The 14,386-nt window shown below is 35.0% G+C and carries 10 protein-coding genes; 4 read left to right on the forward strand and 6 right to left on the reverse strand.

Annotation, left to right across the window (positions count from 1 at the left end):
- The first annotated feature begins 10 nt into the window (after positions 1-10).
- Complete coding sequence (tolC, locus tag H3T54_RS03050; protein WP_198200747.1) at positions 11-1,357, forward strand: outer membrane channel protein TolC; 1,347 nt, start codon at positions 11-13, stop codon at positions 1,355-1,357.
- 112 nt (positions 1,358-1,469) lie between these two features.
- Here tolC and H3T54_RS03055 read toward each other — a convergent pair whose 3' ends face one another.
- Positions 1,470-2,360, reverse strand: coding sequence for a LysR substrate-binding domain-containing protein (locus tag H3T54_RS03055; protein ID WP_198200749.1), 891 nt, complete (start codon positions 2,358-2,360; stop codon positions 1,470-1,472).
- A 231-nt stretch (positions 2,361-2,591) separates the two neighbouring features.
- Between H3T54_RS03055 and H3T54_RS03060 the strand changes: the two genes are divergently transcribed.
- Complete coding sequence (locus H3T54_RS03060) at positions 2,592-3,371, forward strand: SDR family oxidoreductase (protein ID WP_198220851.1); 780 nt, start codon at positions 2,592-2,594, stop codon at positions 3,369-3,371.
- Positions 3,372-3,807: 436 nt separating this feature from the next.
- On the opposite strand, the gene H3T54_RS03065 is transcribed toward H3T54_RS03060, so the two are convergent.
- Positions 3,808-5,298: a hypothetical protein gene (locus H3T54_RS03065; protein WP_198220853.1), complete on the reverse strand. Its 1,491-nt coding sequence runs from the start codon at positions 5,296-5,298 to the stop codon at positions 3,808-3,810.
- An 830-nt stretch (positions 5,299-6,128) separates the two neighbouring features.
- The gene (metG, locus tag H3T54_RS03070; protein ID WP_198220855.1) at positions 6,129-8,156 is read right to left on the reverse strand and encodes a methionine--tRNA ligase; all 2,028 of its coding nucleotides are present in this window, start codon (positions 8,154-8,156) and stop codon (positions 6,129-6,131) included.
- 253 nt (positions 8,157-8,409) lie between these two features.
- Between metG and apbC the strand changes: the two genes are divergently transcribed.
- Entirely contained in the window at positions 8,410-9,477 is a 1,068-nt protein-coding gene (gene apbC, locus H3T54_RS03075) for an iron-sulfur cluster carrier protein ApbC (protein ID WP_198220857.1), read from the forward strand.
- Positions 9,478-9,553: 76 nt separating this feature from the next.
- On the opposite strand, the gene H3T54_RS03080 is transcribed toward apbC, so the two are convergent.
- Together H3T54_RS03080 and H3T54_RS03085 are read right to left on the reverse strand one after the other, a co-directional pair.
- Positions 9,554-10,294 (reverse strand): phosphatase PAP2 family protein, encoded by a 741-nt coding sequence (locus H3T54_RS03080; protein ID WP_198220859.1) that lies wholly within the window; start codon positions 10,292-10,294, stop codon positions 9,554-9,556.
- Positions 10,295-10,561: 267 nt separating this feature from the next.
- On the reverse strand, positions 10,562-10,918 hold the full coding sequence (locus H3T54_RS03085; protein WP_370527341.1) for a DMT family protein: 357 nt from the start codon (positions 10,916-10,918) through the stop codon (positions 10,562-10,564).
- 191 nt (positions 10,919-11,109) lie between these two features.
- On the opposite strand from H3T54_RS03085, the gene H3T54_RS03090 reads away from it, so the two are divergent.
- Complete coding sequence (locus H3T54_RS03090; RefSeq protein WP_370527342.1) at positions 11,110-12,276, forward strand: sugar transporter; 1,167 nt, start codon at positions 11,110-11,112, stop codon at positions 12,274-12,276.
- A gap of 27 nt (positions 12,277-12,303) precedes the next feature.
- Here H3T54_RS03090 and H3T54_RS03095 read toward each other — a convergent pair whose 3' ends face one another.
- Positions 12,304-14,238 (reverse strand): ABC transporter ATP-binding protein, encoded by a 1,935-nt coding sequence (locus tag H3T54_RS03095; RefSeq protein ID WP_086353883.1) that lies wholly within the window; start codon positions 14,236-14,238, stop codon positions 12,304-12,306.
- Between the last annotated feature and the right edge of the window lie 148 nt (positions 14,239-14,386).

A 14,386-nucleotide genomic window follows, 5' to 3' on the forward strand; every position in this document is an offset into this window, starting at 1 on the left:
AGAAAGATTGATGAAAAAAACTTTAACCTTTTTAATTGGCTTAGCATTAAGTCAAACTGTGTTTGCTGAAAACTTAGTTCAAGTTTATGAACAAGCAAAAGAAACCAATCCAGATTTACGCAGTTCATTGGCTGAAAAAGATAAAGCTTATTCAGCAATTTCAGGTTCTCGTGCAAGTTTACTCCCGCAAGTGGGTCTAAGTGCTTCTTATGGGGTAGCGCATGGGCGTCGAGACAACAGCGGTATTAAAACTAAAAGTGGTAGCTTATATCAAGTCGCCGTATCGCAAAGTATCTTTAATTTTTCTAATTGGAAAGCTCTAGATATCACGAAAAAACAAGCAACTATTGCGGATATTTCTTATCAATATCAAGGACAAACATTAATTTTAAACACTTCTGTAGCTTACTTTAATGTACTTAAATGTCTTGATGCATTAAGCTTTATCGATGCACAGAAAAAAGCAATTGGTCGTCAATTAGAGCAAACTCGCCAACAACATAAAGTTGGTTTAGTTGCCATTACAGATGTACAAAATGCACAAGCAAATTACGATTTAACGGTAGCACAACAAGTTAATGCATTAAATGACTTAAATAACGCTATTGAAGCATTGCGTCAAGTTAGTGGTCGCTTTTACTCTAAGCTAGCAAGTGTTGATACCAAAACCTTTAAAACTCAAGCGCCAACACAAATTAATACATTGCTAAAACAATCTGAAACAGCCAATCTTAACTTATTAACTATGAAGTTAAATCAAGAGATTGCTCGTGATCAAATAAAAATGGCACAATCAGGTTTTATGCCTACAGCAAGTCTTGATGCATCAACTAACTTAAATAAATCTGATAGTTATGGTAATGCAAATTATCAACGACATACCGCTGGTAAAAAATATTCTGGAGAGAATAGAGTTGGTGTAAGCGTAAGTTTACCGCTTTTCTCTGGTGGTGCGACCGTTTCACAAGTTCAACAAGCACAGCATAATTTTGTCAGTTTTAGTGAAAAACTTGAAAGTACTAATCGTAGTGTGATTAACCAAGTTCGTTCATCTTATAACAATATTTCATCATCTATTAGTGCGATTAGAGCATATCAACAAGCGGTTGTTTCTGCACAAAGTTCATTAGAAGCTACATCTTCTGGTTATCAAGTGGGTACGCGTACTATTGTTGATGTACTTAATGCCACCACACAACTTTATAGCTCAAAACGAAATCTATCTGATGCTAAATACAACTATTTAACGAGTTTATTACAGCTGAAATATTCTGTTGGTACTTTAACTGCAAATGATTTAGTTTACTTAAACAACATGTTAGGTAAAGAAGTTAGTACAATTGCAACAATAAAATAATCAACTATAAAGTTAAATTAGACATAAAAAAGCGATCATAAGATCGCTTTTTCTATTTTGGGTGATTAATTTATCTAATTTAATTCAATTAATAAGTGTATCGCAATATTTATCAAGACAGAGCATTAACCATAAACTCAATAAAAATATTAAGTTTAGGTAACCTTTGCTTATCTGCTGTATATAAAAGATGAGCTTCTCTGGGCGGAGGTAAAAAATCTTGCAAAATAGGAATCAACTTACTTTGTTTTATAGACTCATTTAGTACCGACTCAGGTAACATCGTGATACCTAATCCCTCAATAGCCGCTGTAGCCAATGCAGTGGTATTATTACTTTGAAATGCGCCAGAAATAGCGATATTAGTTAACTTACCATTGATAGTAAATGGCCAAAAATTATCTTTTTTGGTCGGAGTGACATATTGATAAATTAAGCATTGATGTTTCTTCAAATCATCAGGTATTGATGGTATGCCATTCTGAGCTAAATAGCTTGGTGAAGCAGCAAAAATCAGCTGTAAGTCACTTAGTTTACGAGCAATTAAACTTGAATCATTTAACGAGCCAATTCGAAACACCACATCAAAATCATCTTTAACTAAGTCAACATAACGATCGCTTAATTGCATATCAATATTCACTTTCGGATAACATTTCATAAAGCGACTTATTACTGGTATCAAATTAAATTGACCATAACTAATCGGGGCACTAATCCTTAACCTTCCTTTAGGCTCTTGGCTAAATTGTTGGGCTAATGATTTTGTGCTTTTGATTTCACCTAGAATAAACAAACATCGTTCATAATACTGTTTGCCAAATTCAGTTAAATGTTGCGATCTTGTCGTTCGATTAAGCAATTTCAGACCCAAATAATTTTCTAAAAAAAGAATATATTTAGCAATCATTTGTGGGGAGGTATTTAATGAAATTGACGTTGCAGCAAAAGAGCCTGTTTTTACTGTTATAACAAATGCTTCCATACATTTAACTAAATCCATATTAGTAACCCTCAGTTGTTAATAAATCAATTTTTATATTATTTATTGTCATTTTATCAATGAATATAATATAGATCTTCAATTAAATACGGAAATTTAGTGAGCATATAATCATCATTAAACAAAGTTTTGCTGATTAAATTTGCATAACTATTTTTATGTCAGCTAATTATCTAGTGATGTCAACTCATTAAAATATAGCTACCAATCTAAGTAACAAAAGGATTAAAAATGGAAAATAAAAAATATACTCTTATCACTGGCGCTAGTTCAGGAATAGGTTATGCAACAGCAATCGCATTTGCCAAAAGAAACAAAAATCTGATCATAATTGCTCGAAGAAAAGAAAATTTAGAATCATTACAGCAACAAATAGCAGAGATAAATCCAAAAATTGAAGTTGTTATAAAAGTTTGTGATTTAACCAATATTCAGTCTAATTATAATTTATTTAATGAATTAGATAATTATTTTATCGAAACTTGGGTTAATAATGCCGGTTTTGGTCATTATGGTAGTGTAAACGATCAAGATTTAACAAAGATTGAATCAATGCTGCATTTAAATATTGAAGCATTAACCATTCTATCAACTCTTTATGTACGTAAATATAAAGATCAAGCAAATACTCAGTTGATTAATATATCATCTCGAGGCGGCTATACCATTGTGCCAAATGCTGTTACCTATTGTGCCACGAAATTTTATGTTAATGCCTTCACTGAAGGGCTTGCCCACGAACTAATACAAGCTAAAGCTCAATTAAGAGCAAAAGTACTTGCTCCGGCCGCAACACAAACGGAATTTGGCAAAAAAGCCAATAATGTTGATAAATATGATTATGATAAAAGTTTTGCTAAATATCATTCTGCTGATCAAATGGCTGAGTTTTTATTAGCCCTTTATGATAGCGACAAAATCATTGGCGAGATCAGCACGAAGGATTTCTCATTCAGTTTAAAAAATAATATATTACCTTATTCGGGTAATCCAGCAGAAAATCAGAAATAAATAATTAATAACAATTAAAGTTATTTATATAAAGGATTTTGGGGTTTCAAAAACCCCGTTCCTCAATTTTTTGTTATTTTAGTTTCGGACGTTTTGTTGTTTAGTGGTTGGTTTTATATGGTGATTACGTCCGAGTAAAGAGCATTTGAGCGAACTCTCTTTATCAATTCTCGCGGCGACTAAGCAAATGGTCACAATGTAACTACCTTCCGCCTTCGTTCGCTGTTAACGCACTGACTGTGATTTGTTCCTGACAAACAACAGCCTTGTCAAACATCCCTGTTTGCCATACTAATCTCTCTGTTGTCAGCACCATTGCTCCTATCCTTATTTTTTAGTCCTTAGTCATTGAGCTGTTGAGTTGAAGATATGAAAAATAGCGTTAGGACATTAAAAAATAATTGCCTAGCAAAGGCAATGCCCGTAGTAGCTCGAACTAAAGTGATACACATAACCCGTGTGCGAGAAAAACGACAAACGGGTTATTACTATTTGCATCACTCGTCCAATAAGAATTACTACCAAAGCCAGCACCTGTGTAAGTGTACATGCTCCCCCATTCCGAGAAGAACCCTGCTTCAATATGACGCTGGTATATATTATTAGGTGATGATGATTTAACACCGACAGCATCTTGACACCCCCAAGAATTTGAATCCTGACAAACCGTATTAGTTAAATCCTTAACCTTAGGCAACCGATAATCACCAATTTTTGTACACCACGACGATGTACTCGAATAAGTGTAATAAACCTTACCACGATTGACAAACCACTGCTTTAATACAAAACCATACTTGACGACCGCTTTACCTTTTCTATCACGACCAACTAACTCGAAAGTCTGAGGCAAAGATGGCCTTTTGATACGACGTGGATTATCTGAACGCTGTTGCGAAGAGTCTGTAACGGCAGGACCAGTTAGGGTGACACGAACGCTATTTTTTGTTGATTTGGTCATCTTAGCCTTAATATCACCATTAGGAGAAACCGCCTTCCAATATAAGGCCTGATTATTACCTGCAATATCCAAATCAAAAAACAAATTATGAGCGCCAGTAGTCGGAAAGTTTAAACCATAAGACGATGGCGTAACTGACTGAGTAAGAAATCCTTTATTAGGGTTCCAAATGTTAGCAGGACCAGTGTAATATGAAGAACCATTAACCAAGTTAGGCTTGACAAAACAAATCACTGGTGTTGCCTTAGGATTAATATAATAAGTGGCATTACTGGCACTAAAACGACTTTCATTAGGTATACCATAACGTGTTTTTAATGTACCACTAGTATTAGATAAGGTTAATTTATACGGCGACTTACAAATAGTCAGCACTTCATTACGGGCGACGGCCTGATTATATTTATCAACAATGGTTAAGCTTAAACTACCTGTCGCGGTTATATCATTAATCCCCTGACCATCATCATCATCATCACCCCAATAATTATAAGGCGTACCAATAAGTGAACTTAATGCAATAGAATTAGTATTTGTTGGCACTAACATACCAATATCCGCAAAAGTTTGACCCGCAATAGGCAATTCAATTGGTTTTGTTATACTGGAATTAGTATCCGATGGTGTATATTGTTCGCCATTAGATAAAAATATTCCAAGCAGACCGTCAGTATCAGTCATTCGTGTACGCCCTCCATCAAACGTTAAATATGGGGCTGAGCCATGTATGATATTAGCAGTTTCAGAGGTTAATGCGTGATTAGAAAAAGAGATAGGTAATAAAACAACCATAGTTAACACAAAAAAAACTTGCCGAGATAAAAAAGCTAAACCAATAAATTTTGAAAAATTTTGCCGAAGTTGCTGGAAAAATAAACTATAGTGAAGTACTAGACGATGCGAGCTTAACTTTACTAACGTTAATTTAGAGATTGGACAGGTTTGGTGTTGTAAATTATAATACATACCCGAAGCCGTTATTAACCTAATGATTTATTTGAAATTTTAAATCCTTTTGCATAAAAACTCATCCATTCATATAAATATTTTATAAAAGTATAGTGATTGAAAAAAACCATGCAACCTATTTTAACCGTTTAATTGTTAACTTTTGTAAAGTTTAATGCAATATTACGTCTTAAAATCTATTTTTTTGTTCGTTGAGTTTCGGACGTTTTACTGTTTTGTGGCAAGTTCTGTATGGTGATTACGTCCGAGTAAAGCACATTTGAGCAACTCTCTTTACCAACTCCCGCGGCGACTACGCAAATGGTCACAATGTAACTGCCTTCCACCTTCTGTGCTTTGTTCCTGATAAACCAATAACCTGGCCAAACTTTCCTGTTTGTCATGCTAACATCTCTCTGTTGTCAGCATGTTGCTGATGTTGCTAAAATAATTACACCAAACTGATTTATAAAAATAAACTTTTATTATTGGCACTAACAAATTCTATAACCACTTTAGCAATTCATTGGCTAGATTTTGACTTAAAAAAACCCGTTCCTCAAAATTTTTTATTTAAATTCTGAAATATTTTAACGATATATGATGAAAACTATAGTGACTAGTTGGTTATTGGTTCTTGAATATTATCGGGATTCTGATTAACTATAGCAATTAAATGGGATTTTATTCGCTTTGAAGGCAAAACTAAAATGGTTGCAAATTATTGTTTTAACAAACAATCAATTGAGTAACAGAACAAACTTATACTTGTAATATTATTTTATTTAAGCATCTTAACAAGCCTAATAGCTTGTTAAGATACAGATTAAAGAATTGATTACATATCTTTACGAGATTCGCATCCCCGGTTTAGCACCACTATCTGGTGATAATAGATAAACACCTTCATTGTCATCTTTACCACTAGCACAAAGCACCATACCCTCTGAAACACCAAAACGCATTTTACGAGGTGCCAAGTTAGCAATCATAATGGTTAAACGGCCGATTAATACTTGCGGATCTGGGTAGTATTGTTTGATTCCGGAAAAGACGTTTCGGGTTTCATCGCCAATATCTAGCGTTAATTGCAATAATTTATCTGAGCCTTCCACAAAACTGGCGTTTTTGATTAAGGCAACGCGCATATCTACTTTAGCAAAATCGTCAAAATTTATAGTTTCCGCAATTGGTTCGGCTACCTTTTCTTTTGCTGGTGTAGTTGCTGCCGCTTGCTGTTTAGTTTCTTCAATCATGGTAGTAATTTTATCCATATCAATTCGGTTGAATAACGCTTTAAAACTGTTAATTTTATGACCGGTTAAGGCTTTATCAATTGTATGCCATTGTAATTGACTATTTAAAAATGCTTCACTACGTTCAGCTAATGAAGGTACGATAGGTTTTAAATAGGTCATTAAAATACGGAATAAATGGATCCCCATAGAACAAATATCTTGTAATTGCTGATCTTGATCCTGTTGCTTAGCAACCACCCACGGTGCTTTTTCATCAATGTAGCGGTTAGCTTCGTCAGCTAAAGCCATAATTTCACGTACCGCTTTACCTGATTCTCGTTTTTCAAAAGCATCAGCAATAACTTGCGATTTTTCCACAAATAAGGCGTAAAGTTCTGGTGCAGCAATATTATCAGATAATTTGCCGTCGAATCTTTTACTAATAAATCCAGCCGATCGAGATGCGATGTTAACTACTTTATTTACCAAATCACTATTAACTCGTTGAACAAAATCTTCAAGATTAAGATCAATATCATCAATATGTGGCGACAATTTAGCGGCATAATAGTAACGTAAACAATCTGGATCCAAATGTTTTAGATAGGTACTTGCTTGAATAAAAGTACCACGTGATTTTGACATTTTAGCGCCATCAACGGTTACATAACCGTGTACAAAAATATTTGATGGTTTGCGATGTTCACTACCATCTAACATTGCTGGCCAAAACAAACTATGGAAATAAACAATATCTTTACCAATAAAATGATAAAGCTCTGTCGTTGAATCTTTATTCCAGAATTCATCAAAAATCGCTTTATTATTTTTATTACAATAGTTAAGGAAAGAGCCCATATAGCCAATTGGCGCATCTAACCAAACATAAAAATATTTACCTGGCGCATCAGGAATTTCAAAACCAAAATATGGTGCATCACGACTGATATCCCAAGGTTGTAAACCAGCTTCAAACCATTCTTGCATTTTATTAGCAACTTGTTCTTGTAAAGTTCCTGAACGTATCCAAGTTTGTAACATTGTGGCAAACTCAGGTAAATCAAAGAAGAAATGCTCAGATTGTTTCAAAATTGGCGTCGCACCAGAAACAACCGATTTAGGATCAATTAAATCAGTAGGATTATAAGTAGCACTACAAACCTCACAATTGTCACCATATTGGTCTGCGGCTTTACAACGAGGACATGTACCTTTTACAAAACGATCAGGTAAAAACATCTGTTTTTCAGGGTCGAACAGTTGTGAAATAACCTTCGTTTTAATATAACCATTCTCTTTTAAACGTTTATATATTTGTTCTGATATTTCACGATTTTCAGGGCTATGGGTTGAATGATAATTATCAAAACTAATGTTAAATCCGGCAAAATCACGTTGGTGTTCGACTTTTACTTCCGCGATCATCTGCTCAGGAGTAATGCCTAATTGCTGAGCTTTTAGCATAATCGGCGTTCCATGCGCATCATCGGCACAAATAAAATAGATTTCATTACCACGCATGCGCTGGTAGCGAACCCATACATCAGCTTGAATATGTTCAAGCATATGACCTAAGTGAATTGAACCGTTTGCGTATGGAAGCGCACAAGTCACCAATATTTTGCGTTGAGTTGTCATGTTAAATTATTACCTTTAATTTCATAATGGCAGAAATAGTACAACAATCGTGTGATTATCGCTAGATTTATGCCATAATTTGCCTAAATTTCTTTATAAAACCAATCAATTTTGAACTGGTTGTATTTTTATTGGAATGTAAAAAAGATAATTTTGTAATTTATTGTCCATTAAAGTTATTGATAATATCTATAACAAATTGAAGTAAAATAACTAAATATATACCAACGAGCTAGATACAAGGTTTATTAACATGGAAGCAAAAAAAATTCTTGAGAATTTTCGTCACCCTACTTTACAGAAAAATTTGATTGAACTTGGGGCTATTTCCCAATGTGAACGGGTTAATCAAGAACTAATGATTAGCTTGACCATGCCTTTTGCTTGGCAAACTGGTTTTGAAGATCTGAAAACAACAGTTACGCCATTATTATTTGAATTAGATGATGTTGAAAATGTGAATTGGAATATTAACTATAATATTGCCACATTGAAGCGAGCCAATAGTCATCATGCTATTAAGAATATCAAAAATATTATTGCGATAAGTTCCGGTAAAGGGGGAGTTGGTAAATCCTCAACTGCAGTTAATTTAGCTTTAGCGTTACAAAAACAAGGGGCTAAAGTAGGTATTTTAGATGCTGATATTTACGGCCCGTCAATCCCAACAATGCTTGGCACTGAAAAAGAACAACCATTAACGCCTGACAATAAACATATGTCAGCGATTATGGCTTATGGCCTTGCTAGTAATTCTATTGGCTATTTAGTTGATGCCGATGGTGCGATGGTTTGGCGAGGACCAATGGCAAGTAAAGCGCTTTTGCAAATTTTACAAGATACACTCTGGCCTGAACTTGATTATTTGGTTATTGATATGCCACCAGGTACTGGTGATATCCAATTAACATTGGCACAAAACATTCCTGTTACAGCAGCAGTTATTGTTACCACACCACAAGATATTGCATTAATTGATGCGCAAAAAGGCATCACGATGTTTAATAAAGTGAATATTCCAACCATTGGTATTATTGAAAATATGAGTTATCACATCTGTGAAAATTGTGGTCACCATGAAGCGATTTTTGGTGAGGATGGTGCTAAGCGATTAGCTGAAAAATACCAAACAAAATTACTTGGTCAAATGCCGCTTCATCGTTTATTACGCCAAGATCTCGATTCTGGACAACCAACGGTAGTCAGCCATCCTGATAGTGAATTTACACAACTATATTGTAATATTGCCGCACAAGTTGCTAGTCAACTGTATTGGCAAGGAGAAACAATTTTGCCAGATATATCATTTAAGGCGTTATAACAGAAATTTATATTGGTTGTTAAAGGATAACAACCAATATAAATAAATCATTTAGTTGTCTATTAACACCCTATAGTTATAGAAATTGATTTAGTTCAGCTTTTGCTTTAGCTAGTTGCTCAATAAATGCCGAATTAGTATGTAATTGTGCAACTACTGCCGCCGCCATGACTCTTGCAGCATCAACGTCACTTTGCCAATGATAACCACAAATAACTCGGCTTTCACCAACTTCGTAACCTCGTTTTAAAATTTCATTTTGCCGTTCTGGATGTATTTCAGCTAAAACTAAGGCTATAGCAAATCCCATTGTGGTATGTCCGGAAGGATATGAGCCATTAGTCGATAATGTTTTTTCGTCTTCTGGTCGACAAGTGGTTTCATTAAAGAATGAGAATGGTCTAATGCGGTTGTAATACTGTTTAGCCGATCGAGTAGCAAGATCACCAGCATCTTCTTTCATTGTGGTAATAAGTTTATAAATCTCAGGCGAGGTATCAATTGAAATATCATATCCAAAAGCGGCTGAAAACTGTTTAGTAACATTATTTTTACTCGAATCAGCATCAAGATAAGCTTGTTTACCTCGCTCAGTATTTCGCATGGATTTTCCCCAATCATACATTGCTTTATCTCTTAAAAAATCAATGCTATTAAATGCTGGTGGTGGCGGTAATAAATGTAAACTATCTGGTGCTTGTTCTTGGGTAAGATAAAAATCATTCGAATTCGTGGTTACATCTTTAACGTCAATGGCATGGACACTAAAACAAAATAAAATAGATACTACTAATAAATATAAAAAATTTTTACGCATAGATATCTCCTAAGTACTATTTTAATTAGTGATGACAACGCAACTTAATAGAACAAATAAAGAAACAACAAGTTTTATATATAATGGGATTAGTAATAATTATTATAAATAGAGCACTGTTTAATAATAAAACAGTAAACATTAGTTAGCAAAATCTTTTTATGAAGAAAAACACATTACTATTTATTGCTTAAGATTTTTGATAACCGAATAATTTATAGCGATGGATAAACATATTGTATAATATCCCGACTATGAATATCGCTATTAAGAGATAATTTTATCCTTGAACATAAAAAATACTGCTCCGAGCAAACATAAACCCGCCCAAATATAATCGGTTTTAAATGATTCTTTTAGAATGTAAACTGAAAAGGGAATAAATACAGACAAACTAATCACTTCTTGAAGTATCTTTAATTGCCCGGCACTGGCGACTTGAAAGCCAATCCGATTTGCAGGGACTTGTAGTAAATATTCAAACAGTGCAAAACCCCAACTGATAAATACGGCGACAATCCAAACTTGATTATGCAAAAACCGTAAATGACCGTACCAAGCAAAAGTCATAAAAATATCATTATAGATTAGTAGACAAACTGTGTTCAAAAGTTGATTCTTGATATTTAATCGAACGATTCATTGTAGGTGGCGATATTACATACCTTTATAGGTTTTAATGTCGCAAATTAGTTCACTGATTAAACAAAAAAATAACTAATTTAATCTGATGATTTATTTGCCATCGTTGTTTAATAGTCATTAATATTCAGCTATAATCAGCTTATTGAATCTCAATCCCTTCTATAACATTAATCATGAATAATGCTAATAAACGGTCTCGAATCTGGTCGTCGATTCTCTGCCTTGCCCTTGCTACGTTTATATTCAATACCACAGAGTTTGTACCAGTTGGATTACTGCCGAATATTGCTGAAAGTTTTTCGATGGATGTTGCGCATGCCGGGCTATTATTAACTATTTATGCTTGGGCTGTATCGTTATTATCTTTACCTTTAACGGTATTAACCGCAAAAATGGAACGCCGTAAACTACTTATATTTCTATTTTGTTTATTTATTGGTAGTCACATCTTGGCTGGCTTTGCTTGGAGTTTTTATAGTTTAATGGTTGCTAGAATCGGCATTGCTTGCGCCCATGCTGTATTTTGGGCAATTACCACGCCTTTAGCGGTTCGATTAGCACCCAATGGTAAAAAAGCTAAAGCGATGGGCTTTATTGTAGTTGGCACCTCAATGGCAACAGTATTAGGGATTCCTATTGGAACAATGATCGGCCAATTAGTTGGCTGGCGAGTCACATTTTTATGTATCGGGTTTATCGCATTTTGTGTAATGGCTTCATTACTTTGTTTATTACCAGCTGTTCCTAGTATGAACACAATTTCACTAAAAGCCATTCCTAAAGTACTTAAACGACCTGTATTACTAAACATTTATTTGTTAACTGCTATTATTATTACCGGCCATTTTACCGCTTATACTTATATAACCCCATTTATGCTTAATGTTGGTGGCTTTAGCGAACAAATTGTCGTGAGCTTATTATTAGCAGTCGGTTTTTCAGGCATGATAGGTAGTTTAATTTTTGCTAAATATGCTGAACCGCACCCAACCGCCATCTTAGTCATGCCGGTGATATTATTAATTATCTGTTTATTATCGCTTTATGTTTGTTCTTTTAGTCTCATAACCGCAATACTACAAGGTATGGTTTGGGGGCTTGCGATTACTATTATTGGTATGGTGATGCAGAGTAAAGTTATTGATGCTGCACCTGATGCTGCCGATATTGCGACCTCGGTTTATTCGGGTATTTATAATATCGGTATAGGTGGTGGCGCCTTTGTCGGTAGCCAAGTGCTAGTTTACTTATCCACCCATTATATTGGCTTTGTTGGCGCTATTTTTGTGATTATTGCCTTAATACTTTTTTACTTTTTATCAAGAAAAACTTGGTAGTCATGAATAAGCGCTCACATTGAGCGCTTATTGAGTTAATGCTTCTAACTGTTCCCAACGTTCAAATACCACTTCAAGCTCGGCTTCTTTATCGGCTAAAGATTGCAATATTGGGCTCGTTACTTCATGAGGTTGATTGAAAAAGTCACTATGACCAATTTGTGCTTGAAGATCCGCAATAGCTGTTTCTAATTCCTCGATTTTATTAGGTAACTGGGCGAGTTCTCGTTGTTCGTTATAGCTTAATTTAACCTTCTTTTTAGTCGCTTGCTCTGGCGTTAGGTCTGAGCTATTGGTTTTGTTGGTGTCACTTTTAGCTGATTCATTGCTCTTACTACTGGTGACTTGAGCACTCACTGGTTTAGCTTGCTGTTGTTGCTGTAATGCATCTGTATAACCACCAGCATAAATACCAATTCGTCCTTGTTCTTCAAAAAACCAACACTGAGTAACCACGTTATCGACAAATTGTCTATCATGGCTAACTAATAAAACTGTTCCTTGATAATCATTCACAAGTTCTTCTAATAGCTCTAAAGTTTCAATATCAAGGTCATTAGTTGGTTCATCAAGCACCAATAAATTACTTGGTTTTAAAAATAATTTTGCTAATAGTAAACGATTTCGTTCACCACCCGAGAGTGCTCTAACCGGTGTTCGAGCTCGTTTTGGTGGAAATAGGAAATCTTGTAAATAGCCAAGCACATGTCTTGAGCGACCATTTACCATCACCTCTTGCTTACCTTCTGCAAGGTTATCCATAACGGTTTTTTCTGGATCAAGCTCTAATCGATACTGATCAAAATAAGCCACTTCAAGTTTGGTTCCGCAATGAACACTTCCTGAGGTCGGTGCTAAACTACCTAGCATCAGTTTTAATAATGTGGTTTTACCAATACCATTGGGGCCTATTAGAGCAATTTTATCACCACGTAACACTTGTACCGTGAAGTCCTTAACTAACACTTTATCATCGATTTGATAACTGACATTATCTAGCTCAAAGACAATTTTACCTGAACGCAGTGCTTCCTCGATCTGCATTTTCGCATTGCCCATGACTTGACGACGCTGTGAATATTCTTGTCTCATCGCTTTTAATGCTCTCACTCTACCCTCATTACGAGTTCGACGAGCTTTAATACCTTGACGGATCCAGACTTCTTCTTGTGCTAACTTCTTATCAAATTCGGCATTTTGTAACTCTTCAACACGCAGCGCTTCTTCTTTACCTAGCAAATAACTGTCATAATCACCGCCCCAAGAAGCAACCTTACCACGGTCTAAATCAATAATCCGAGTCGCCATTTGCCGAATAAAGGATCGGTCATGCGATATAAAAACAATACTGCCATTAAAGCTTTTTAAAAACTCTTCCAGCCATCTAATGGTATCGATATCTAAATGGTTAGTTGGTTCATCCAATAATAATACTGATGGTTGGCAAACTAGTGCCTTTGCTAATGCCGCTTTACGCAACCAACCACCCGATAACGAAGACAATAATGCCTCACCATCTAACGATAATGAGGAAATGACATTACGAATACGATTATCCAATTGCCAACCATTTTGATGATCTAGCTGTTCTTGCATTTTAGCTAATTTAGATAGATTACCCTCACTTGGATCAGTTTCAACTAAGTGTGACAATGCATAGTAATCTTTTAATAATTGCGCTTGTTCTTTTAAACCTTCCGCAACAAAATCAAAAACATTTCCTTGAATATCTCGAGGGGGATCTTGCTGCAATCGAGAGACAATAACGTTGTTTTCATAAACAATTTGTCCTTCATCGAGCGGTACTTCTTTATTCAGCACTTTTAGCAAAGTTGATTTACCGGCACCGTTACGACCAACAAGACAGACGCGCTCGTTAGTTTCTATCGACATATCAATATGATCAAGAAGTGGAGCATCACTAAATGATAAATAGGCATTGGTAAGATTAATTAATGACATATTTGTGGTTTTTATTTGGATATTAAATAATAAGGCGGTATTCTATCATAAAGTTGCGGTAGGCAACCAAAATCAATTATCAAAGATACAATTAACAGCTCTTAAAACGTGAGCATTCCAATTCTCTTCTAAAAAAATGAATACTGTT

Origin of the sequence: Gilliamella sp. B14384G10, assembly GCF_016101685.1 — a bacterium.
Lineage (GTDB): Bacteria > Pseudomonadota > Gammaproteobacteria > Enterobacterales > Orbaceae > Gilliamella > Gilliamella apis_A.

Coding starts and splice junctions, on each gene's coding strand:
- tolC (WP_198200747.1), top strand. CDS start 11: ATGAAAAAAACTTTAACCTTTTTAATTGGCTTAGCATTAAGTCAAACT.
- H3T54_RS03055 (WP_198200749.1), bottom strand. CDS start 2,360: ATGGATTTAGTTAAATGTATGGAAGCATTTGTTATAACAGTAAAAACA.
- H3T54_RS03060 (WP_198220851.1), top strand. CDS start 2,592: ATGGAAAATAAAAAATATACTCTTATCACTGGCGCTAGTTCAGGAATA.
- H3T54_RS03065 (WP_198220853.1), bottom strand. CDS start 5,298: ATGTATTATAATTTACAACACCAAACCTGTCCAATCTCTAAATTAACG.
- metG (WP_198220855.1), bottom strand. CDS start 8,156: ATGACAACTCAACGCAAAATATTGGTGACTTGTGCGCTTCCATACGCA.
- apbC (WP_198220857.1), top strand. CDS start 8,410: ATGGAAGCAAAAAAAATTCTTGAGAATTTTCGTCACCCTACTTTACAG.
- H3T54_RS03080 (WP_198220859.1), bottom strand. CDS start 10,294: ATGCGTAAAAATTTTTTATATTTATTAGTAGTATCTATTTTATTTTGT.
- H3T54_RS03095 (WP_086353883.1), bottom strand. CDS start 14,238: ATGTCATTAATTAATCTTACCAATGCCTATTTATCATTTAGTGATGCT.